General features: G+C 27.9%; 19 protein-coding genes and 1 pseudogene. 17 read left to right on the top strand and 3 right to left on the bottom strand.

Going from position 1 to position 22252, the window contains the following annotated elements:
- Window positions 1-18: 18 nt before the first annotated feature.
- Entirely contained in the window at window positions 19-1788 is a 1770-nt protein-coding gene (gene ade, locus DIC82_17610) for an adenine deaminase (GenBank protein ID AWK52700.1), read from the bottom strand.
- Between the two features lie 445 nt (window positions 1789-2233).
- Here ade and DIC82_17605 point away from each other — a divergent pair, with 445 nt between their 5' ends.
- From DIC82_17605 to DIC82_17565, 9 genes are all read left to right on the top strand, one after another.
- Window positions 2234-3439 (top strand): glutamyl-tRNA reductase, encoded by a 1206-nt coding sequence (locus DIC82_17605; GenBank protein ID AWK52699.1) that lies wholly within the window; start codon window positions 2234-2236, stop codon window positions 3437-3439.
- Complete coding sequence (locus tag DIC82_17600; GenBank protein AWK52698.1) at window positions 3397-4089, top strand: precorrin-2 dehydrogenase; 693 nt, start codon at window positions 3397-3399, stop codon at window positions 4087-4089. Before DIC82_17605 ends, DIC82_17600 begins: the two co-directional genes overlap by 43 nt.
- Before the next feature lie 99 nt (window positions 4090-4188).
- Complete coding sequence (locus DIC82_17595; GenBank protein ID AWK52697.1) at window positions 4189-5061, top strand: hydroxymethylbilane synthase; 873 nt, start codon at window positions 4189-4191, stop codon at window positions 5059-5061.
- Between the two features lie 59 nt (window positions 5062-5120).
- Entirely contained in the window at window positions 5121-6578 is a 1458-nt protein-coding gene (gene cobA / locus DIC82_17590) for a uroporphyrinogen-III C-methyltransferase (GenBank protein ID AWK52696.1), read from the top strand.
- 251 nt (window positions 6579-6829) lie between these two features.
- On the top strand, window positions 6830-7795 hold the full coding sequence (locus DIC82_17585) for a porphobilinogen synthase (protein AWK52695.1): 966 nt from the start codon (window positions 6830-6832) through the stop codon (window positions 7793-7795).
- A gap of 140 nt (window positions 7796-7935) precedes the next feature.
- Complete coding sequence (hemL, locus tag DIC82_17580) at window positions 7936-9234, top strand: glutamate-1-semialdehyde-2,1-aminomutase (GenBank protein AWK52694.1); 1299 nt, start codon at window positions 7936-7938, stop codon at window positions 9232-9234.
- A gap of 43 nt (window positions 9235-9277) precedes the next feature.
- Window positions 9278-9910, top strand: a complete 633-nt coding sequence (locus DIC82_17575) for a hypothetical protein (protein AWK52693.1) — start codon at window positions 9278-9280, stop codon at window positions 9908-9910.
- Window positions 9911-10001: 91 nt separating this feature from the next.
- Window positions 10002-10559, top strand: coding sequence for a DUF3867 domain-containing protein (locus DIC82_17570; protein AWK52692.1), 558 nt, complete (start codon window positions 10002-10004; stop codon window positions 10557-10559).
- A gap of 19 nt (window positions 10560-10578) precedes the next feature.
- The gene (locus DIC82_17565; protein AWK52691.1) at window positions 10579-10776 is read left to right on the top strand and encodes a hypothetical protein; all 198 of its coding nucleotides are present in this window, start codon (window positions 10579-10581) and stop codon (window positions 10774-10776) included.
- A gap of 31 nt (window positions 10777-10807) precedes the next feature.
- On the opposite strand, the gene DIC82_17560 is transcribed toward DIC82_17565, so the two are convergent.
- On the bottom strand, window positions 10808-11785 hold the full coding sequence (locus DIC82_17560) for a lipase (protein ID AWK52690.1): 978 nt from the start codon (window positions 11783-11785) through the stop codon (window positions 10808-10810).
- A gap of 246 nt (window positions 11786-12031) precedes the next feature.
- Between DIC82_17560 and DIC82_17555 the strand changes: the two genes are divergently transcribed.
- The 4 genes from DIC82_17555 to DIC82_17540 all read left to right on the top strand — a co-directional run bounded on the left by DIC82_17555 (window position 12032) and on the right by DIC82_17540 (window position 16015).
- A complete protein-coding gene (locus DIC82_17555; protein AWK52689.1) occupies window positions 12032-12970 on the top strand; it encodes a hypothetical protein in 939 nt (312 codons plus the stop codon).
- A 235-nt stretch (window positions 12971-13205) separates the two neighbouring features.
- A complete protein-coding gene (locus DIC82_17550; GenBank protein AWK52688.1) occupies window positions 13206-14663 on the top strand; it encodes a threonine synthase in 1458 nt (485 codons plus the stop codon).
- An 18-nt stretch (window positions 14664-14681) separates the two neighbouring features.
- On the top strand, window positions 14682-15578 hold the full coding sequence (locus tag DIC82_17545; GenBank protein AWK53123.1) for a homoserine kinase: 897 nt from the start codon (window positions 14682-14684) through the stop codon (window positions 15576-15578).
- Window positions 15578-16015: an ACT domain-containing protein gene (locus tag DIC82_17540; protein AWK52687.1), complete on the top strand. Its 438-nt coding sequence runs from the start codon at window positions 15578-15580 to the stop codon at window positions 16013-16015. The genes DIC82_17545 and DIC82_17540 overlap by 1 nt, the downstream gene beginning before the upstream one ends.
- Window positions 16016-16495: 480 nt before the next feature.
- On the opposite strand, the gene DIC82_17535 is transcribed toward DIC82_17540, so the two are convergent.
- The gene (locus tag DIC82_17535; protein ID AWK52686.1) at window positions 16496-17260 is read right to left on the bottom strand and encodes a dioxygenase; all 765 of its coding nucleotides are present in this window, start codon (window positions 17258-17260) and stop codon (window positions 16496-16498) included.
- A gap of 332 nt (window positions 17261-17592) precedes the next feature.
- On the opposite strand from DIC82_17535, the gene DIC82_17530 reads away from it, so the two are divergent.
- The 4 genes and pseudogenes from DIC82_17530 (at window position 17593) to DIC82_17515 (ending at window position 22237) form a co-directional block, all read left to right on the top strand.
- Window positions 17593-18657 carry a galactose ABC transporter substrate-binding protein gene (locus DIC82_17530; GenBank protein ID AWK52685.1) on the top strand — a complete coding sequence of 355 codons (1065 nt, stop codon included), beginning with the start codon at window positions 17593-17595 and terminating at the stop codon, window positions 18655-18657.
- A gap of 564 nt (window positions 18658-19221) precedes the next feature.
- Window positions 19222-20292, top strand: coding sequence for a hypothetical protein (locus DIC82_17525; GenBank protein AWK52684.1), 1071 nt, complete (start codon window positions 19222-19224; stop codon window positions 20290-20292).
- Window positions 20293-20527: 235 nt separating this feature from the next.
- Complete coding sequence (locus tag DIC82_17520; protein ID AWK52683.1) at window positions 20528-21082, top strand: RNA polymerase subunit sigma-24; 555 nt, start codon at window positions 20528-20530, stop codon at window positions 21080-21082.
- Window positions 21083-22237, top strand: a pseudogene (locus DIC82_17515) (hypothetical protein).
- The last annotated feature ends 15 nt before the right edge of the window (window positions 22238-22252 follow it).

Here is a 22252-nt window from a genome sequence, read left to right as displayed (position 1 = left end):
ATAAGTTTGGTATCTAGATTATTCAAAGATATCTATAAATCTAAAGTTAACAACATCAAATAAACCTTTATCTGTAATTTTTAAATCTGGGATTACTGGTAAGGATAAAAATGAAAGTGTTAAAAATGGATTAAAGTCAATATTGGGAGCTATTATCTTAATAGCAGAATGAAGGTTTTCTAAATCAGATTCAATTTCAGTATATTTTCTATTGGTCATAAGACCAGCAATTTCAAGTGTAATATGTGCGAGAACAGTCTCATCTTTAACAACTATTATACCGCCATGCATTTTTTCTAGCTCTTTGGCTGCAAATAACATATCCTTATCATTTGTTCCTGCAAGTATTAGATTGTGGGAATCATGGGCAATGGTAGTTCCAATTGCACCTTCTTTAATTCCCAGGCCATTTAAAATTCCAAGACCTATATTACCAGAGGCCTTATGTCTTTCTATAACAGAAATTTTTATTAAGTCATCTTCTGGCGAAAATTTAAAAATTTCACATTTATCATGTTTCATTGAAGCAATATCAGAAATATTAAGCTTTAAGTGAATGCTTTCTAACTTGTTTGGAATTATTGAAATCACATTTAATTTGTTGGATTTTTTATTTGGAATATTAATTTTAAAGCTATCCTCATTTAATGTTGGCAGATTTACAGAGTTACTACATGTATATTTCATGGGTGACTGTTGTATTAAATCATCATTACAATTGATAATTTCACCATTATTGACAACCAGTATTCCTTCTTTATAAACCTTAGATATTTTAAACTCTTTTAAATTATCTAATAAAACAAAATCAGCAATATACCCAGGAGCAATAGCACCTTTGTTATTTAATTTGTAGAGATTAGACGGATTAATAGTTGCCATTTGAATAGCTGTTTCAGGTTTTAAACCAACATTTATAGCATAAGTAATTGAGCTGTTAATTGAACCGTTATTTGCAATATCATCTATATGTTTATCATCAGTACAAAGACAAAATCTATTGCTATTACTTTCGTTAACTGCTGGCAATAATTCTTTCAAATTCTTAGCAACGCTACCTTCTCTAATTAAGACGTACATGCCACGTCTAACCTTTTCAAGAGCCTCTTCTGCATTGTTACATTCATGATCAGTTAAGATGTTAGCACTTCTATACGTATTTGTCATCATAGGTGTCAAACCTGCTCCATGTCCATCAATAACTTTATTATTAGTAATAGCATCATAAATTTTTTCAATCATATTTTCTTCACAATTTGACACTGCCGGGTAGTCCATAACTTCAGCTAAACCTAAAACTTTATCATTGTTATAAAATTTTTTTAAGTCTGTAGCAAGCAAAGTTGCACCTGAACTTTCAAAACTAGTACCTGGAACACAAGATGGAAGCATGAAGTAGATATCCAAGGGAATTTCTTTTGATACATCAAGCATAAAATTTAGGCCATCAGTCCCCATTACATTTGATATTTCATGTGGGTCTGCAATAACAGATGTGATACCATTTAATAAGGCAACTTTATAGTATTCAGTAGGAGTGACTAAACTTGATTCAATATGACAATGAGAGTCAATAAGACCAGGACAAATATATTTGTTGGTACCATCTATAATTTCATCACCGTCATAATCGCCAATGCCTACAATATATCCATCTTTGATACCAATGGTATCCACGAATCTATCTTGATTAAAAACATCAATTATAGTTATATTTTTAATCACTAAGTCACATTTTATACTTCTGTTAGAAGCTTTAATATGATTTACTAGTGTTTGTTTATTCAAAATAATTCACTCCTTTTATAAATTTTAATTATTATATTTATTATCTCCATCAAAATATATTTTCTAAATTATAGTTAAGTTTAACAACATTGTCAAAGGAAAAAAATGATTACATAAAATAAATATAATTTATATATATAGCTAAATACTATTGTATATGTTAAAAAGTATTTGAATATATTTGATAAGTTTATTAAAATAGAGAAATGAACTAATTTTTTATATTTCCCATGGGGAAAATATGATTTAATAAGTTGATTTTTAAGCGAAAATTTTGAATTAGATTTTTTTATATATTTATTTAACAATTATATAAGATTTACTTGGAAAAAGTAACTTCTATGATAAACTTAAGTAAGAGTCAAAATCTTGATTTGGTTACTCAGCGAGCGAATGTGAGTCGAGTTTCTATTAGAAAGTACAAAAGTGTGTGAGGTGACAATTGATGATAGGCTTAATAGGTATTAGAAAAAATGCGACACTAGAAATTAGAGAGAAGTTTATAATAAAACCTAAAAAACATAAAGAATATATGCAAGAGTTACTTAGGGAAATGAAGGAAGTAGTTCTTTTAGCTACTTGCAATAGAACGGAAATTTATTTTAATGCTTCTTTTGATGAGGAAGAATTATTAAAAAAGATTTTTAAGATTTTTAGTTGGGATTATGAATATAAACAATATATTTTTATAACTACGAGTAAAGATGTTTATAGGCACTTGTTTGAAGTTTGTTGTGGATTTCATTCTAAAATATTGGGAGAAGATCAAATTTTAGGGCAAGTTAAAGATGCTTATGAAGAAGCTTTAAATATAGAAGCAGTGACCTTAGAATTACATAGACTATTTCAAGAAGCTATAACCTGTGGAAAAAGATTTAGGAAGGAATCAAAGTTATTTGAGATTCCAGTATCATCAGCTTCCATAGTAGTCAATGAAGCTATTAGTCATGGATGTACTAAATTTATGGTTTTTGGATATGGAGAAGTTGGGCAGCTTACTCTGAAATATCTGCTTTCTCATGGTTCAAAGCTTGTTTATTTGGTTGTTAGAAATAATAAAATTAAAGATGAAATATATGATGAGAGAGTTAATGTGATTGGGTTCGAAGAAAAGAATAAATTTATAGACGAAGTTGAATGTCTTATAGGTTGTACATCAGCACCTCATCCAGTGGTTAAAAAAGAAGATATTAATGAAGAAGGAAATAAACTTATAATATATGATTTATCAGTTCCAAGAGATGTGGAAAAAGAAGTTGCGTTGTTAGATAGAACAGAAGTGTATAATATAGATACTATAAGTTATATAAATGATAAAAATAAAAAATTGCGAAAAGAAAAGATGGAAGAACATAAGGACATTATGACTAAGTATCTAAAAGAATATGAAGATTGGCTTAAACTAAGAAGTATTTCACCTAAAGTTAAAAGATTAAAAACTTTTGGGAATGAAATTTCAGAAAAAAGAATTCAAACTTTTGCACATAAAAGTGATAATGAAAAGGACATTAATTTGGCCAATAAGTTAATTAAAAGTACATCAGATTTTTATATAAATAGAGCCATTGAAGTTATGAAAGAAGAAACCTTAAAAGGATGTGGTGATGAATGTATGAAGATAATAGAAAGGATATTTGCAATGAAGAAATAGATTATTCTTATATTTCATTAATATCTAGTAAACTTAGAGTTGGTATAATTGGTGGCGGTAGGGCTGGTGCAATAAAAACTAAGCATTTTGTAAATAATAAATGCTATGTTGAGGTATTATCACATACTTTTAGTGACGAAATAATTGAAATTTCAAAAGATTCAATGGGAAGACTTAAACTTATATATGATGAATTTAGTTATGAATTTTTAAAAGATAAACATCTTATAATTATTGCATTAGATGATGAAACCTTAAAAAATAAAATAAAAAAATATTGTGATGAAAATTATAAAATATATATAGATTCATCGCACTTCACTAATGGAATGGGAGTTGTTCCAATTGAAAGAAATACAGAAAATATAACTTTTGCATTAAATACTAGATATGGTAATCCTAAAGGTGCAGTTTTAGTTTCTAATAAAGTAAAAAATCTTTTGGAAGAATATGATGACTTTATTGGATTTATAGGAAAGATAAGAAATAAGGCAAAAGAATTTCCGGAATATAAGAATGAAATACTTAGGTTTATTGGGAATGACGATTTTAAAAAGTTGTTTGATGAAGGTAAATGTGAAAGTGCATTAAGAATTAATTTTCCTAAAGAAATTGTAGACTGTTTAATTAAAGCACATTCAAAAAAATAATAGACTAGACATACTATTATCTTTGGTTTGTTATTTTACTTTAGGTATTTAAATTTAAAATATAGTTTTAAATAAAAGAGTATGGAGGAAGATTAGTTTATGAATAATTTGATCATAGCAACAAGAAAAAGTAAATTAGCTCAAACACAAACAGAAATAATAATGAAAAGTTTGAAAGATAAATTTAATATAGATAGTGAAAAATTGCTTATAGTTACAGAAGGGGACAGAAATTTAAATGTTTCTTTAGCCAAAATTGGAGGAAAAGGACTATTTGTTAAAGACATAGAACTTGCACTTTTAGACAAAAGAGCAGATGGAGCAGTTCATAGTATGAAGGATGTTCCCTATGAGTTAGGAGAGGAATTTGAAATTGCTGCTATAACTGAAAGAGAAGATATACGAGATGTTCTAATTTCAAAAGACAATATACCTTTTAAAGATCTACCATGCGGAGCAATAATTGGAACAAGTAGCATAAGACGAGCATGTGAGCTTAAATTACTTAGAAATGATTTGGAAATAGTTTCAATAAGAGGAAATGTCCAAACTAGATTAGAAAGAATGAAAGAACAGAATTTAGATGGGATTATATTAGCTGCTGCAGGTTTAAAAAGGTTAAATGAGGAAAATTTAATAACTGAATACTTTGATCCAAAAGAATTTCTGCCAGCAGTTGCTCAAGGGGCACTTGGTATTGAATGTTTAAAGATAAGTGAGGCTAAAAAGTATTTTAAAAAGTTAGAAGATTTAAATGCAAAATTAACAGTTGAAGCCGAAAGAAGTTTTATGAAAATGTTAAATGGTGATTGCCATAGTTTAATTGGAGCATATTCAGAAATTCAAGGAAATGATTTATATATGATTGGAATATATGATGTGGGTGGGAAAATAGTTAAGAAGGATATATTAGGAAGTAAAGATGAACATATTGAACTTGGACGAAAATTAGCATTGAAGATAATAAAATAATTATCAATACGCAATGATCATTTATCAATAATTGAACATTGAACATAGGAGGCGTAAATATGAGTCAAGTATATATAATAGGAACAGGTCCTGGGGATGAAGAATTATTGACATTAAAGGCTGTTAGAGTTTTAAAAGAATGTACTGCAGTATTATATGATAGGTTAGTTTCAAACAATGTATTAAATTATTTGAACGAAAATTGTGAAATCTATTATTGTGGGAAAGAGCCTGGAGCTCATTCTAAGACTCAAGAAGAAATTAATGAACTTATAGTTAGTCTTGCAAAAAAAGGGCATATAGTTGGAAGAATCAAAGGTGGAGATCCGTATGTCTTTGGAAGAGGCGGAGAAGAGGTACTGGCTTTAACTAATGAAAATGTATCCTTTGAAGTAATTCCGGGAATAACGTCTCCCATTGCAGTTTTAAATTATGCGGGGATTCCAATAACTCATAGAGGTTTAGCTCAGAGCTTTCATGTTATAACAGGTAAATCTGCACAAGACTTAAATGTAAACTTTAAAGCTTTAGCTGTTGAAGAAGGTACATTAGTGTTTATGATGGGCTTAAGTAATTTAGACAATATAGTTAGACAGCTTGGAGATAATGGAAAAGACCTATCTACACCATGTGGAGTTATAATGAGAGGAACCTCAGCCAAACAAAAAAAGGTAATAGGAACCTTAAATAATATTTCACAAAAAGTAAAAGACGCAAAACTGCAATCACCATGTATAATTGTGGTTGGAGAAGTTGTGAACTTAAATGAAAGCTTAAGTTGGTATGAAAATAAACCATTGTTTGGCAAGAATATATGTATTACTAGATCAAAAAAACAATCTGAAAATTTAAAAAATAAATTAGTGAAATTAGGTGCAGAGGTTACAAGTTTTAATTCCATAGAAATAAAAAGCAGTGCAAACAATTTAGATAAGTACATAAGTAAATTAGAAGATTATAATTATATTGTATTTACTTCAGTAAATAGTGTAGAAACATTTTTTGATTATCTAATTGAAAAAGATTATGATGTTAGAAAAATTAAAGCAAAAATATCTGCTATTGGTCATGCCACAGAAAAGGCTTTAAATAAAAGAGGAATTATATGCTTTGCCAAAGCTAAGGAATTTGTTGGTGAAGGCTTAGTAAGCATATTAAAACCACACTTAAAAGAAAATGAAAAGTTACTTTTACCATGCTCAGCTAAAAGTAGAGAATACATATATGAAGAACTTATAAAGACTGGTATAGAAGTAGACAAAGTACATGTATATGATACAGTTTGCGGAGATGTAAAAAATAAAAGATCTTTTGATGAAGTGGATATAGTATTTTTCACAAGCCCATCAACAGTTAAAAACATGGTGGAAATGTTAGGCTTGGAAGAAATAAAAAAGAAAAAGGTTATAGCAATAGGACCAAAGACAAATGAGGCGTTAGAGAGTCTAGGAATAAAAGCAAAAATATGCAAAGAACATTCGGAAGATGGTTTCTTGATGGAAGTAGAAGATTTATAAATAAGTAATTAAATATTGAATATTCTAATATGGTTTACCATAAATATTCTGAAGAATATATATTCTAAACCATAGTACCATATATATTCTTCAGAATATGCAAATACAAAAAAAGTGCGATAGCACAAATAAGAACTTATACACATACAAAAAAAGTGCGATAGCACAAAAATGTTTAATTAGAGACTGTTGTTATAAAAATAAGTGAAAATATAGATAATTAATTGTGAATTGAAGAAGGAGTAATTGTTATGATTAAAAGAGGACGAAGACTTAGAGCTAATTCTGCCATCCGTGATATGGTTAGAGAAACAACTTTAAGAACAAAGGATTTTATTTATCCTATTTTTGTTGTTGAAGGGGAAAATATTAAAAATGAGATTTCTTCATTAGATGGAAATTATCATTTTTCTATTGATAGATTACATGAAGTTATTAAGGAAGTTCAAGAAGCAGATATTGCAGGGATACTTCTTTTTGGAATACCAGAACATAAAGATGAATGTGGTTCTGAAGGCTATAATGATAATGGAATTGTTCAAGAAGCAATAAGAGAAATAAAAAAAATAGATAAAGATTTACTGGTTATAACAGATGTTTGCATGTGTGAATATACTTCACATGGCCATTGTGGAATAATTCATGGGGAAGATGTAGATAATGATGAAACCCTTGAATATTTAGGTAAGATAGCTGTATCTCATGCAAAGGCTGGTGCAGATATAATTGCACCTTCAGATATGATGGATGGAAGAATTTCTTACATAAGAAATGCCTTAGATGAAAATGGATTTAAAAATATTAGCATAATGAGTTATTCAGCAAAATATTGTTCTGCATTTTATGGCCCATTCAGAGAAGCAGCAAATTCTGCACCTCAATTTGGAGATAGAAAAACTTATCAAATGGATCCAGCAAACAGAATGGAAGCTCTTCGCGAAACACAAATAGATATAGAAGAGGGTGCAGATTTTATTATGGTTAAGCCAGCTCTTTCTTATTTGGATATAATTAGAGATTGTAAAGAAAACTTTAATATGCCACTTGTAGCGTATAATGTAAGCGGAGAATATGCTATGGTTAAAGCAGCAGGAAAACTTGGATTAATAGATGAAGAAAGAGTAATGATGGAAACTTTGACGTCTATTAAAAGAGCAGGTGCGGATATTATTATTACATATCATGCTTTAGAAGCTGCAAAAGTTTTAAAAAGATAAGAATTTTACAATAAAAGAAGATAAGTTCTTAAGCATTTAAGAAGTTAAGCATACAAAAACTTAAAAGTATAAATTGTTAAACATTTATTTAAACATTTAACAATTTATTGATATTATCTGCGGACTGAGGAGGAAGTGTTATGAAAAACCTTGAAATATTCAAAGAATCAGAGAAGTATATGCCTGGCGGAGTTAATAGTCCGGTTAGAGCATTTAAAGGAGTTAATTTAAATCCTCCTGTTATAAAATCAGGAAAAGGTGTAATAATTAAAGATGAAGATGATAATGAATATATTGATTTTGTATTAGCTTGGGGTCCATTAATACTTGGACACTGTGATGAAGATGTTGTGAAAGCTATACAAGAAACAAGTTTAAAAGCATTAGCATTTGGCGCACCAACAAAATTGGAATTGGATTTGGCTAAGTTTATGTGCACTAATTTAGAAAATGTTGAAATGATTAGAATGGTTAATTCAGGTACTGAAGCTACTATGAGTGCAGTAAAGCTTGCAAGAGGATATACTAAGAGAAGCAAAATAGTTAAATTTGCTGGATGTTATCATGGACATTTTGATGGATTTTTAATAGAAGCTGGCTCTGGTGTAATGACTGGAGGAATTCCAGGTTCACTTGGTGTACCAAATGAAAGTATAGAAAATACTTTAATAGGAATTTATAATGATAAGAATCAAATTAAAGAGCTTTTTGAGAAATATGGAAATGACATTGCCGGAGTTATTATTGAACCTGTAGCTGGGAATATGGGAGTAATAAAAGCTGAAGATGATTTTATGGAAACTTTAAGAGAACTTTGTGATGCATATGGTTCATTATTGATATTTGATGAAGTAATGAATGGATTTAGAGTAGCATTTAAAGGTGCCCAATCTTTATTTAATGTTAAACCAGACTTAGTTGCGTATGCTAAAATAATGGGTGGAGGACTTCCATGTGGAGCATATGGTGGAAGTAAAGAAATAATGGAAAAACTAGCACCTCTTGGTGGAGTTTATCAAGCAGGAACTATGTCAGGTAATCCAATTGTAATGGCAGCAGGGCTTGCAACTTTAAATAAGCTAAAAAATAATTTGGATTATTATGATTATATTGAAAATATAGGAACTAAACTTCAAGAAGGTATAGTAAGTATATCAAAGAAATATAATCTTCCAATAGCAATAAATAGAGTTGGAGGAATGTTGACAATATTCTTTACAAATTTAAAAGAAGTTAGGACTTATGATGATGTTAAGACTTGTAATGTAGATAGATTTAATAGATATTTCGAGTATATGTTAAAGAGTGGAATAAATATAGCTCCTTCACAATTTGAAGCAATATTTTTAAGCGTAAAGCATGAAGAAAGCCATATTAATACTTTTTTAGAAGTCTTTGAAGAATTTGCAACAAATGAAACTTCAGTAAAATTATCTTAAATAATTAAGATAAAAATAGAAATTATAAAAGGAAGACCTAAATATGAATAAAATTAATTATCAAAAAGAATTAGATTCTTTAATAGAAAGTTTAATTAATGATAAAAAAACACCAACATTACTATTGCATAGTTGTTGTGCACCATGTAGCAGTTATGTGCTAGAATATTTATCACAATACTTTAAAATAAGCATTTTCTTTTATAATCCCAATATATATCCTATGGAGGAATACTCAAGAAGAGTAGCCGAACAAAAAGGGCTTATTTCATCTCTTAAAGTTAAGAATGAAATAAGATTTATTGAAGGAAGATATGATACAGAAAGCTTTTATAATATATCAAAAGGATTAGAAGAAGAAAAAGAAGGCGGGTCAAGATGCTTTAAGTGCTATGAATTAAGACTTAAAGAAGCTGCGATTATAGCTAATGGGGAAGGCTATGATTACTTTACAACTACATTATCTATAAGCCCTTATAAAAATGCACAAAAACTAAATGAAATTGGTGATAATTTATCACAGGAATATAACGTAAAATATTTATATTCAGATTTTAAAAAGAAAGAAGGATATAAACGTTCTATAGAACTTTCTAATGAATATAACCTATATAGACAAGACTATTGTGGATGTGTATTTTCTAAAAATGAAAGAATGAATTTAATTAATAAATAACGTAAGAGGATTAAAATTTTCTTGGAAATGTATTAAAAGATTTATATTAGATGGATATTTATTATTATATAATAAAAAGGAGAGGATTAATATGTCTGATAAAATTATAGATTTTAATGAATTAAAAAATAAAGCAAAAGATAAAGACATAGATAAGTTTGAAGATTACATATATTCTATGTATTATGAACTTTCTGAAGGTAAAATGAATATGGCAGACTTTTCTAAAAATATAATGTCTTATATGACTGATAACAATATATCACAAGATAAATTACTTAATATTCAAAAAAAAATCTTAGAGAGATATGGATTTGATTCATCTTCTATAGAGGAACAATTCAAAATTCCAGGAGTTAATATGAATAACTCGAGATTAAATTATGAAACAATGAAAAAAACTATTGGATTTCAAGAAAAGTATAAAAGCAGAATATCCACTAAAGCAATGTCTGAATATTTTATAAAAAATGAAAAAAATGATCTTAAGATATTATTAGAAAACGAAGATGTAATATTAATAAGTAAAAGGAATATAGACTTAAACGATAATGAGCTAAATGAATTTTTATGTTCTTATAAGAAAGTGATTGATGATAAGAAAATACAAATAGTATTATGTGAAAATATAAAGAGTTACGAATATTAAAACCACTCAAATTAAGGTCATGCATTTGTTTGGATTACGTGAGGATTTAACTGAGAGAAAAATGAAACTCGACTTACTTTGTTGGCTGAGTAAGTTTGAGAACCCAAATATAAAATTTGGACTCTCACTTCAAAATGGAACAACTTCTACTAAGGAAATATCTACAGCTAAATCCGAAATAGTAATACCGCCACAAACGCATGACCTTCGTTTCTAATATATATATTTAAGAAATAGAAGGTAAGAATCTATAAAGGAGAATTAAATATTACAAACTTTAATAGTCCTTCAGATATAGAAATAATATCATCATTTGAGATACTTGATAAATCATGTGCAGTGCTATTTAAAGTAATTAAATTAACTTTGGCATTTGATTCGATACAACTATCATAAAGTTTTTTTGAACTTTCGTAAGGAACTGTAGCATCTAGACTGCTATGAATTATCAAGGTGTTTGGAATTGTAGAATTAACATAATTTATAGGATTATATTGTTTCATTAAATCCCCTTTATTTGTAATTGATGAAAAAATCTTAGATAAATCATAGTTTAATCCTCGAGTGTTTAAAAGACTTAAATCAGTTGGACCTGCAAAATCAATTAAGTATTTAACTTTTGATGGATATGTACTTAATTCAGCATCATCTGTAAATTCATCTTTATTACTATAGCCTGCCATAAGGGAAAGGTGAGCTCCGGAAGAAACACCAATAATTCCTATCTCATTTGTGTCAAAGTTATAGACAGAACTATTTTTATATATCCACCTAATAGTATCCTTCACATCTGAAATTTGTTTGTTAAAGTTTTCCTTATCTTTCATAAGCTCATAAGAAGTGCTTATAATTGTATAGCCTTGTTCTCTAAAGGTATCAAGTACTGGACTTAAAGCATTAGGAATGCTTTTATCACCGTAAGCAAAGCTTCCACCATGAACATATAAAAGTACAGGGGAAGAACTATACACTTGCTTTATTGGTCCATAAATATCTAATGTTAAAGAAGTTCCATTAGTATTTTTATAAACAACATCACTATAATTCATAGAATTTGAAGAAGTCTTAATATCAAATTTTTGGTTTGTTGCCCATATATGGTTTTTCAAAGAAATATACTTTTCAGCAATTCCATAACATAACATTATTCTTTTGTTAAATATTATAGTTAAAATAATAATTCCAATAAGTAAAATTAGAAAAAACATTTTTAAAATTCTCTTCATAAAATATGTGCCTAATCATAAAGAAAGTATATATGTAAGTCGAAACAAATTAGGCTAATCTCCCTTCTTATTTTTGATACTGTAAATTATATCATAAGAAATTAAAAAAAATTAGTAAATTAAGATTTTTGTAATTTCTTTACATAGATTAAAGTAAAAATAAATCCATAAATAATATTTTGCATTAATATGAATAATATATAAGTATAAACATATTAGTTATTAATCCTTTTGAAAGGAGTAGACATGAACAATCCTTTTGACATACTTGTTTATTTAGATGAAAATTTAGTTAGAAATTTATCTTCACTAGTATTAACAGGATTTATAGAAACAATAACCAAAACTCAATCATTTGATAGAACTTTATCAGCTGGATTTCACCAAGGAGATAGGAGTGAAAGTTCTAATCAAGGAAGTATTACAAGAATTGAGAGGGAAGGCTTTAAAGATAAAAATAAATTAGAAGCTAATAATAATTTTGAACATCATCATATGGATAAGGAAATGGATGCAAGACAATGCGTAAGAGAAGAGAAACAAGTTAAAACTACCTATACTACTTTTATGCTAAATGGCAATTTAATGGACCATCTTAATGAAAAGAAGCAATTACAACATAAAAATGAAACAGATATAGAAAATAATAATATATCTACAGGTGATTTGATTGAAATTGAAGGAATAATAACCAACAAGGGAGTTTTATCATATATTGATACATTAATAAATCTAATAACTATATTTGGACCAGAATATTTAGATACCTTATCTAAAGACTGCAAGAGTAATTTTAACTTTTCAATTTTTTTTAAAATGTTCACATATATAAGAAGTATTTTAACTTATAACAATACACAAGATTTGATAATGAAAACAGGAAACGGAACGGTAATTTTAACTGTAAATATAAATAATTTTATGAATAATAGATGCAGTTTATTTGATAACATTAATTGCCATTGCAAGGTTGTAGGAAAAGTAATAAAAACTTGTAGTGAGGAGTATGATTCTATAAGTTTACTTAGAAAAACAGGCCAAGAAGAGTTCTATGAAAAATTTTTTGAAAAATGTAAACCACTTTTAGAATGTTTAAAGAAAAATGATATTCTAATACCAGAATGTCCAGATTTAAGAATAAATAAATGTGCAATACAAATAATGCCTTTAAACATTTATATGTAAATAATCTTATAAAATAATTATTATGTATTTTATACAAAAACACTTGTATATGGATAAAATACATGGTAATATATATAAAAAGTGAAATATGTTTATATATATTAAAATTTGTAAGTGAAAAGGATATATATTCATATTTAATGCATATTAAAGAACATAGTAAGTCAAAATATATTAGAATACAGATTTATTATTAAAAAATGTGCTAATAATACAGTTTTGAGGTGAGATTAAAATGAAGTTTAAAAGTACTAGGGGCTTAGAGAAAGATATAGCATCTGCTAGAGCAATAATTAATGGAATTTCTAAAGATGGTGGGCTATATGTTCCAGATGGATTTCCTAAGGTATATGATGAATTAAAAAAAGATACACACATCAAGTATGAGAATTTAGCATTTAAGGTTATCAATGAATACTTTACAGACATTGATGATACTGAATTAATGGACGCAATTAATGATGCATATAATGACAGATTTAGTGTAGAAGTTAAAAATAACTTTTTAGAATTATATCATGGACCAACTTGTGCATTTAAAGATGCAGCATTATTATTTTTACCACAAGTTATGAAAAGGGCTAAGAAAATTTGTAATGTTAAAGAAGATATAACAATTCTTACTGCAACATCAGGAGATACAGGGAAAGCTGCACTTGAAGGTTTTAAAAATATTGAAGGTTTTAAAGTTGTGGTTTATTATCCTAAAAATGGAGTTAGCCCAATTCAGGAAAGACAAATGTCAAGTCAAGAAGGAAACAATGTTAAGGTAGTTGGAATAAAGGGGAATTTTGATGATGCTCAAAATGGAGTAAAAGAAATATTTGGGGATAATGATTTCAGAACAGGATTAGCTGATAAAGGATTTATTTTATCGTCTGCAAACTCAATTAACATTGGAAGACTTGTGCCTCAAATAGTATATTATTTTTATGGATATTTTAATTTAGTAAATCAAGGGGTAATAAAAAAAGATGATGCTATAAATGTTGTGGTTCCAACAGGTAATTTTGGAAATATTTTAGCAGGATATTATGCAAAACAAATGGGATTGCCAATAGATAAATTTATTTGTGCATCAAATGAAAACAAAGTTCTAACAGACTTCTTTGAAACAGGGGTATATGATAAGAAGAGAGAACTTGTTTTAACAGAATCACCATCGATGGATATACTTGTTTCATCAAATCTTGAAAGATTATTATTTGAAGCAAGTGGAAGAGATGCTGAAGTTGTTAGTAAGCTTATGAAAGATTTAAACACTAAGGGTGTTTATGAAGTAAATGAAAAAATCAAAAACTTCATTAAAGAATTCTATGGAAATTTTGCAAATACTGAAGAAGTATATGCAGCAATAAAAGAAGTTTATGAAAAAGACAATTACTTAATGGATACTCATACAGCTGTAGCATATGTAGTTAAAAATAAATATGTAGAAGAAACTAAAGATGATAAACCAGTTTTAATACTTTCAACAGCAAGTCCATTCAAATTTCCAGCAAGCATTTGTAATGCTCTTAATATTGATATTGAGGGAATAAATGATTTTAAGGTTTTGGAAGAGTTATCAAATAAAACAAATAATAAAATACCAAACAGTTTAAGCACTTTAGAAACTGCTACAGTATTACATGATGAAGTTTGGGATAAGTCAGAAATGAGAGATGCTCTACTTTCTTACTTAAATTCATAGGGGAAGATGCGTATGCGTATGATTAAAGTTAGAGTACCAGCCACATCAGCAAATATGGGGCCTGGATTTGATTCACTCGGAATAGCATTAAATCTATATAATGATTTTGAATTCAGAGAATTAGAAGAGGGTTTAAAATTCAAGGGAATGCCAGAAGAATTTTGTAATGAAAGAAACATAATTTATCAAGCAATGAAATTTTGTTTTGATAAAGCGGGCTATAAAATAAAAGGATTAGAAATAAGTGAAATCAAACAAGATGTACCAGTATCTAGAGGCCTTGGAAGTAGCTCTACGTGCATAGTTGGGGGACTAGTAGGCGCTAACGAAATCTTAGGCAAGAAGTTTTCAGAAAATGAATTATTAGAGATGGCTGTAGAAATTGAAGGCCATCCAGATAATGTTGCACCAGCACTACTGGGGGGGATGGTTGTTGCAATAGTTGATGAAAATAAGACTTTTTATGATAAAGTATATGTGAGAAATGGAATTAAGTTTGTATCAATAATTCCTAATTTCAGATTATCTACAAAAAAAGCAAGAAGTGTACTTCCAAAAGAGATAAGTCTAAAAGATGGAATTTACAACGTTTCAAGAGCAGCTCTTATGGTAGCATGTTTTTCTAGTGGTAAATATGAATTAATAAAACACGCATGTAAAGATGCCTTTCACCAAAATTACAGAAGTAAATTAATTCCTGGTTTTGAAGAGGTGTATAATAAGAGCTATGAATTAGGAGCATGGGGGTGCTACCTAAGTGGAGCAGGTCCAACAATCATGGCAATTATTAACGAAGAGGATGAGCGCTTTAGCAATGAGCTTAGAAAATTTTTAAAAATAAAAGGATTGGAATGGGATATATTAGAGTTATCTTTAGATGATGCGGGGGCAACCATTATAGAAGGTACAAATTAATGAGTGGAGATTACTTAGTTATAGATAAAAGAGTTTTACCTGATGTTTATGAAAAAGTTCTTGAGGCAAAGAAACTATTAAAAGACGGTAAAGTAAAAGAAATAACTGAAGCTGTAAAAATAGCAGGAATAAGCAGAAGTGTATATTACAAATATAAAGATTTTGTATTTGATTTTTCTGAAACTTCAGAGGGCAGAAAAATTACTTACAATATTATATTTAAAAATGAAAAAGGACTTTTATCTAATATTAGTAATTATATTTCAGAACAAGGAGGAGATATCTTGACAATAAATCAAGGTATACCTTTAAATGGATATGCTAATTTAAGCATAACGATAGATCTTTCAACTGTGGAGGGGGATATAAAAACATTAACTAATGGTTTTCTTAAAATTAGGAATGTAGAAAAAGTAGAATTTATAGGGATGGAATAGAAAAAATAGCTTTGAGGTGATGGGGATCACTTCAAAGCTATTTTTTTAGTATATGGAGATAAGTATTTATCATTAACATTAGTCTAAGACGAAAATTTACATTAATAATAAAAAACTTTCAAATGCAAATTGAGTGAAAAGGATAAGTAGAATAGAATCTCTTAAATCCTATTAAGGAGCTATATTCGCAGGAATTAATCTAGAGGAAGCTGGTATATTTAAAGGAGAAATTTTTGTTGATGAATGGATTGAAAACAAATCTTATATAGATAAAAATAAAGATAATATAATTCAATATATTATGTTAAATGGACCCTAAGAGAATTTAGAAGCAATTGCAAGGTCAAATCCATGAGACAGGAGTTTCAATTCGTATTCCTTATCAACGATATATACCTAGTTAATTTAATTTGTTGTGTTAGTTAAATTAGCTAGCACAACAAACATCATAAAATTATCGATGAAATCTAAAGTATTATTCTAAAATTTAAAACAAAGATAACTTAAATTCCCTAATTCATAGTGTCTATTCAGAATTTCAGGATTTAAATTTTTACTACTACCTAGTGCTATAAATAATGGTACAAAATGATCTGCTGTTGGAACTGCTAAATTAGAGCTAGGCGCTAAATCTCTATAGTTAAAGAGAGAAGTCAAGTCCTTATTTTTTATTTTATCAATTAACCAATCATCAAATTCCTGTGCAAAGGAATCTACAGATGTTTGTTCCCATTTAACTAATCTTAAGTTATGAACAGTATTGCCACTACCAATTACTAAAATATCTTCCTCTCCAAGATCCTGAAGAGCATTACCAATATTAACTTGATCTTCAATAGGTAAATGAGAATTTATAGAAATTTGTATAACAGGTATATTCGCATTTGGGTAAAGATGTTTTAGAAGCGTCCAAGCTCCATGGTCCAATCCTCTAGTTAAATCCTTTTTTACTTCAATGCCTTGTTTTTTTAGTTTATCTTCAATCCTTGATGCAATTAAAGCACAGCCTTTTGCCTTATATTTAATTTGATAAAGTTCACTCGGAAATCCATAAAAATCATACATTGTGTTATACGTAGAATCAGAAGATGAAATAGTAAGTATCTCACTATCCCAATGAGCTGTAAAAACAACAATAGCTTTTGGATTTATGCTATTTCCAAGTGCACCTAAAAATTTAGTATAGTCATTATTTTCAAGAGCCATCATTGGAGAACCATGGGCTAAAAATAAAGATTGAATCATTTTTAATTCCTCCTTAAATATAATAATCGCTGGAATGTAATTTTAAAATAATAGAAATATATGTATTCATATAGCTATATATTATCACATATAGTTTAAAAGCAAAAATTAGTTAACCATTTCTATAGTAATCTAAGGGGAAAGCTTAAAATTATATTTTGAGACGAAATCATTTCTTTAGTTTATAGACTTTAATGAAAAATTTAAAATATAAATGGACTAAAAACATCAATAGAACAAAATCAATGGATGTCTAGTATAAACTTTTTATTAAAGTAAATACTAAAATTAATAACGATACTAATATTTTTTATTACTACTGTAAAAATAATATGGAGGTTGCGATGGGGAAATCAAGTAAAGCATTAATAATTATTATAATTGTAACTATGACGCTTTCCATATTAATAGGAAATAATTCAATAATAGGAACAATTAATGCAAGTGTTATTACAAGAGAGCCTGTTAAAGTAGCTGTAGTAGTATTTGATATTGATAATCTATATGTGTCTGAAATTGTTAATAGTTTAAAAGAAACCCAGAAAGAAAATGAGGGTAAAGTTGAATTTACATTTTTTTCTTGTAATGATGATCAAGTTACACAAAATCAAATTATTGATACTATACTCAAAAATAAGGAGTTTGATCTTTTATTAGTAGATTTAGTTAATATAAATAAGGCACAAGAAGTAATTAATAAAATTAAAGAAAATAATATTCCTGTAATTTTATTTCACAGAGAGCCATATAAAAAAAATTCTATTCAATCTTATGAAAAATCTATTTTTATAGGATCTTATCCAGAGCAAGCAGGTGTTCTTCAAGGTGAAATTCTTGTTGACGAATGGAATAAAAACAAATCAAATATAGATAAAAATGAAGATGATATAATGCAATATATTATGTTAAAGGGGAGAGCTGAGAGCTTAGACACAATTAATAGAACAAAATATTCAGTGTCAACAATTAAAGATTCAGGAATAAAAACAGAGGAGCTTGCATCACAATTTGCTAATTGGGATAAGGAACAAGCCAAAAATATAACAGAATCATTATTTTTGCGATATGGTGATAAAATAGAAGTTATAATTGCAAATAATGATGCTATGGCAATAGGTGCCATTGAAGCATTACAAGCTAGAGGATATAACAATGGCGATAAAGAAAAAACAATTGCAGTTGTTGGAGTTGATGCGGTACCAGAAGCTATAGATTTAATTAAAAAAGGATTTATGACAGGTACTGTTATTCAAGACGCTCGTGGTATGGCTGATGCTCTTTATGCTTGTGGAATGAATTTAGTTGAGCATAAAAATCCAACTGAGGGGACAAAATATAAATTCGATGAGACAGGAGTTTCGGTTCGTATTCCTTATCAACGATATATACCTAGTTAATTACACTGTTTATGTTAGTAAAATAGTAATGTGGCAATATATAATCTTAAAAAAGAATAAATTATTTATATATGTAATTGGAGAAGTATATATTAAGTAGTTTTTTTATGAATAATAACTTTAAAAGTACTAAAAGCAACTGGCGTCACTAGGATTAAAAAAACTAAAAATGGTAATTGGGATTATATAAATCTAGATGATAAAATAAATATAAAATATGAACATGTAAGAAAAGAGTCTTAATAAGGCTCTTTTCTTTATTGAAACTAAAAATTTCTTCTTTTATTATAGTAAATCACATGAATTATATATAAAAATAGCTTAACATTTAATTAAATTTAAAAAATATAATTTTTATCTATTTTGTCAGATTTTTAGGAGATATTTCGAAATGTATTATGTAAATCAAATTAAGGCATCTTTTTAGAGGTCTTAAAGAAATTATTATGTTATAGCAAAGTTCAAAAGATTTTTCTGAAAGTTTTAGTTTGAAAGTTAACACATTGATAAAGAAAGCATCTAGATGCATTAGGAAGCTAAAAAGTATTAGGAGGGATTTTGATATTGGAAAACAAGTTATTTGAAAAATTAGATGGTTTAAGTATTAAAGACACTACTTTATTATTAGAAAAAGATATTAATTTATCATTAGATTATTTGACTAGGAAACGTATTCAGAAATCTATAAAGAAAAAGATGGGCTATTATGATAAAAACAATATACTCGTAAAAAAGATAAATTATATTTTAGGAGGAATTTTTATGAAGAAAAAGTTAGCATTAGCATTAACAGTTGGTGTAATTTTAAGCTCAGCTGGAGGTGGATATGCATATGCATATGCTAAAACTCCAATAGCATATGTTAGTATGGATATTAATCCAAGTGTTGAATTAGGCATGAATGCTTTTGATAAGATAATATCAGTTGAAGCTTATAATGAAGATGGTAAAAAAATATTAGAAGGTACTAATTTAATAAACTATGATATTGATAATGCAGTTGGTGTTGTGATATCAAATGCAATTTCTGAAGGATATATAAATAAAGATGGTTCATCTGCAATTGAAATTACTACATCAACAAATAAGGAAAACATTGCAAATAAACTAGAAAAATCTTTGAAGGATGTTACTGATGAAACGTTAAATAATAATGATATTGATGCAAATATTCAAACAGAGAATGTGGCTCTTGAAAGACGAGCTGAAGCAAGGAAACTTGGAATAACAGCTGGTAAGTTAAATCTAATACAAAAGCTTCAAGAATTAGATCCAACAATAAATATAGAAAGTTATAAAGATAATTCTGTAAAGAACATACAAGAGAAAACTAAAGAACTAAGAAAAAATAATAAGAATGGTGAGATTATTACAGAGGAGAGCAAAAACACTGACACAAGTGATAGTGTGATTACTGATGAAAATATTAATAATCTGTCTAATAATAATGGTAATGATAAAAAAGAAGAAAATAGTAATTCAAATAGTAAAAAAGAAGGAGGCAATAATTCAAGTAGTATAGAAAAGGATACGACAACTATATCTGGAGAACAAAATAATGGTAACAATTTAAATTCACAAATCAATAATAATTCAAACTCACAAAATAATAATGCCAATAAAGAAAAAAAGTAATAATAAGTAATTAAATTATAAAATCAGTAGTTAATATTATTACCTATAATCCACTGATTTTATAGATGAACACATTAAATTCAAGAATATAATAATAAATATTATATTTTTATTAAATTTCTGTCAGATTTTCCACTTATATTACGAAATATATTATATAAATCAAATTTTAAGTATTATAAAAAATAAATGTATAATTATTTTTTCATATACCTTAATAGAAAGAAGGTGCACTTTGATTTCCGATATTGAATTACTGAAATTATTGAATAATAAGCCTGAAGTAGGGCTAAAAACAATGATGGATAATTACATGGCACTTATTTATACAATAATATTTAATAAACTTTCTGGAATGTATTCAAAAGAAGATATAGAAGAATGTGTAAGTGATGTTTTTTTTGAAGTATTTAATTATAAAAATAGAATAGATCTACAAAAGGGCTCAATTAAATCATTTCTAGCAATTATAGCAAAAAGAAAAGCTATAGATATGTACAGAAAAAATAAGAATAACAATCATATTCCTATAGATAATGTAGCACAAGATTTATATTCTATGGTAGATGAGGTAGCTGATTCAATCTTATTAAAAGAGAGTAATTCAGCATTAATAGATGCTATAAAGTCTCTAGGGGAACCTGACAGTGAAATAATTATAAGGAAATATTATTTACGTCAAAGTTCAAAAGATATTTCAAAAAATATTGGAGTGAAGGTTAATACTATTGATAAAAAAGTATCCAGATGTATGCAAAAACTGAAAACAGTATTAGGAGGGATTGTATAAGTGGAAGATAAATTATTTGACATATTAGATGATTTGAATATAAGAGACACTAAATTACTACTAGATGACGATATTAACTTATTATTAGATTCTTCTACTCGAAGACGTATTGAAAAGTCTGTAAAGAAAAAGACAGGTTATTATAATAAAAGCAATGTAATAAAAAATAAAATAAATAATATGCTAGGAGAAATCTTGATGAAGAAAAACATAGCGTTAGCACTATCAGTTGGTGTGATTTTAAGTTTAGCAGGAGGTGGATATGCATATGCTAAAAACCCAGTGGCATATGTTAGTATGGATATTAATCCAAGTGTTGAATTAGGAGTAAATACTTTTGACAAGGTAGTGTCAGTTGAGGCTTATAATGAAGATGGTCAAAAAATACTAGAAGGTACTGATTTAGTAAATACTGATGTTGAAAAGGCAGTTAGTACTGTGATTTCAAATGCAATTTCTGAAGGATACATAAAAGAAGATGGTCTATCTGCAATCGAAATCACAACATCTACAAATAAAGATGATGTTGCAACTGAGCTAGACGAATCTTTAAAAGAAATTGTAGAAGAAACATTAAATGACAATAATGCAGAAGCAGAGGTTGAAACTCAAAAAGTGGCTCTTGTAAGAAGAGATGAAGCAAGGAAACTTGGAATAACACCTGGTAAGTTAAATCTTATACAAAAGCTTCAAGAATTAGATTCAACAATAACTGTGGAAGACTATAAAACTAGTTCAGTAAAAGATATACAAAAGAAAACTAAGGAATTAAGAAAAAATATTGATAGTGGTGAAACTACTATAGAAAATAGTACAGGCACTGATATGAATGCTGATGTGGTTACTGAAGATGCAACTTCATCTAAAACATCTGTTGATTCAGATGAAGCTACAATTGTAGAAACAGAAAAAGGTAATAGTAACGTTTCTAATAATAAGGACAATAATGGTAGTGTTAAAAAAGAAGAAAATAGTAACGTAAATAGAAAAAAAGAAGAAAATAATAATGTTACAGACGAAACAAAGACTACAGATATAACAACTGAAAAACAAAATAATGGTAATAATGTAAAGTCACAAGAAAATAATAATTCTTCTAAGTCAGAAAAGAGTAGTGATTTAGAAAGTAATAGTAGTAACAGCAACTCTTCAAAATCTAACAGTAGTGGG

Source organism: Clostridium beijerinckii (assembly GCA_003129525.1).
GTDB classification, from domain to species: Bacteria; Bacillota; Clostridia; order Clostridiales; family Clostridiaceae; genus Clostridium; species Clostridium beijerinckii_D.
This window is presented reverse-complemented; position numbering and strand designations above follow the sequence as displayed.

Excerpts from the sequence above, each read along its gene's own strand:
- DIC82_17605 (AWK52699.1), top strand. The coding sequence starts at position 2,234 with ATGATAGGCTTAATAGGTATTAGAAAAAATGCGACACTAGAAATTAGA.
- DIC82_17570 (AWK52692.1), top strand. The coding sequence starts at position 10,002 with ATGTCTGATAAAATTATAGATTTTAATGAATTAAAAAATAAAGCAAAA.
- hemL (AWK52694.1), top strand. The coding sequence starts at position 7,936 with ATGAAAAACCTTGAAATATTCAAAGAATCAGAGAAGTATATGCCTGGC.
- DIC82_17545 (AWK53123.1), top strand. The coding sequence starts at position 14,682 with ATGATTAAAGTTAGAGTACCAGCCACATCAGCAAATATGGGGCCTGGA.
- DIC82_17600 (AWK52698.1), top strand. The coding sequence starts at position 3,397 with ATGTATGAAGATAATAGAAAGGATATTTGCAATGAAGAAATAGATTAT.
- DIC82_17550 (AWK52688.1), top strand. The coding sequence starts at position 13,206 with ATGAAGTTTAAAAGTACTAGGGGCTTAGAGAAAGATATAGCATCTGCT.
- DIC82_17565 (AWK52691.1), top strand. The coding sequence starts at position 10,579 with ATGCATTTGTTTGGATTACGTGAGGATTTAACTGAGAGAAAAATGAAA.
- DIC82_17585 (AWK52695.1), top strand. The coding sequence starts at position 6,830 with ATGATTAAAAGAGGACGAAGACTTAGAGCTAATTCTGCCATCCGTGAT.
- DIC82_17530 (AWK52685.1), top strand. The coding sequence starts at position 17,593 with ATGGAGGTTGCGATGGGGAAATCAAGTAAAGCATTAATAATTATTATA.
- DIC82_17555 (AWK52689.1), top strand. The coding sequence starts at position 12,032 with ATGAACAATCCTTTTGACATACTTGTTTATTTAGATGAAAATTTAGTT.
- DIC82_17595 (AWK52697.1), top strand. The coding sequence starts at position 4,189 with ATGAATAATTTGATCATAGCAACAAGAAAAAGTAAATTAGCTCAAACA.
- DIC82_17575 (AWK52693.1), top strand. The coding sequence starts at position 9,278 with ATGAATAAAATTAATTATCAAAAAGAATTAGATTCTTTAATAGAAAGT.
- DIC82_17540 (AWK52687.1), top strand. The coding sequence starts at position 15,578 with ATGAGTGGAGATTACTTAGTTATAGATAAAAGAGTTTTACCTGATGTT.
- cobA (AWK52696.1), top strand. The coding sequence starts at position 5,121 with ATGAGTCAAGTATATATAATAGGAACAGGTCCTGGGGATGAAGAATTA.
- DIC82_17560 (AWK52690.1), bottom strand. The coding sequence starts at position 11,785 with ATGAAGAGAATTTTAAAAATGTTTTTTCTAATTTTACTTATTGGAATT.
- DIC82_17535 (AWK52686.1), bottom strand. The coding sequence starts at position 17,260 with ATGATTCAATCTTTATTTTTAGCCCATGGTTCTCCAATGATGGCTCTT.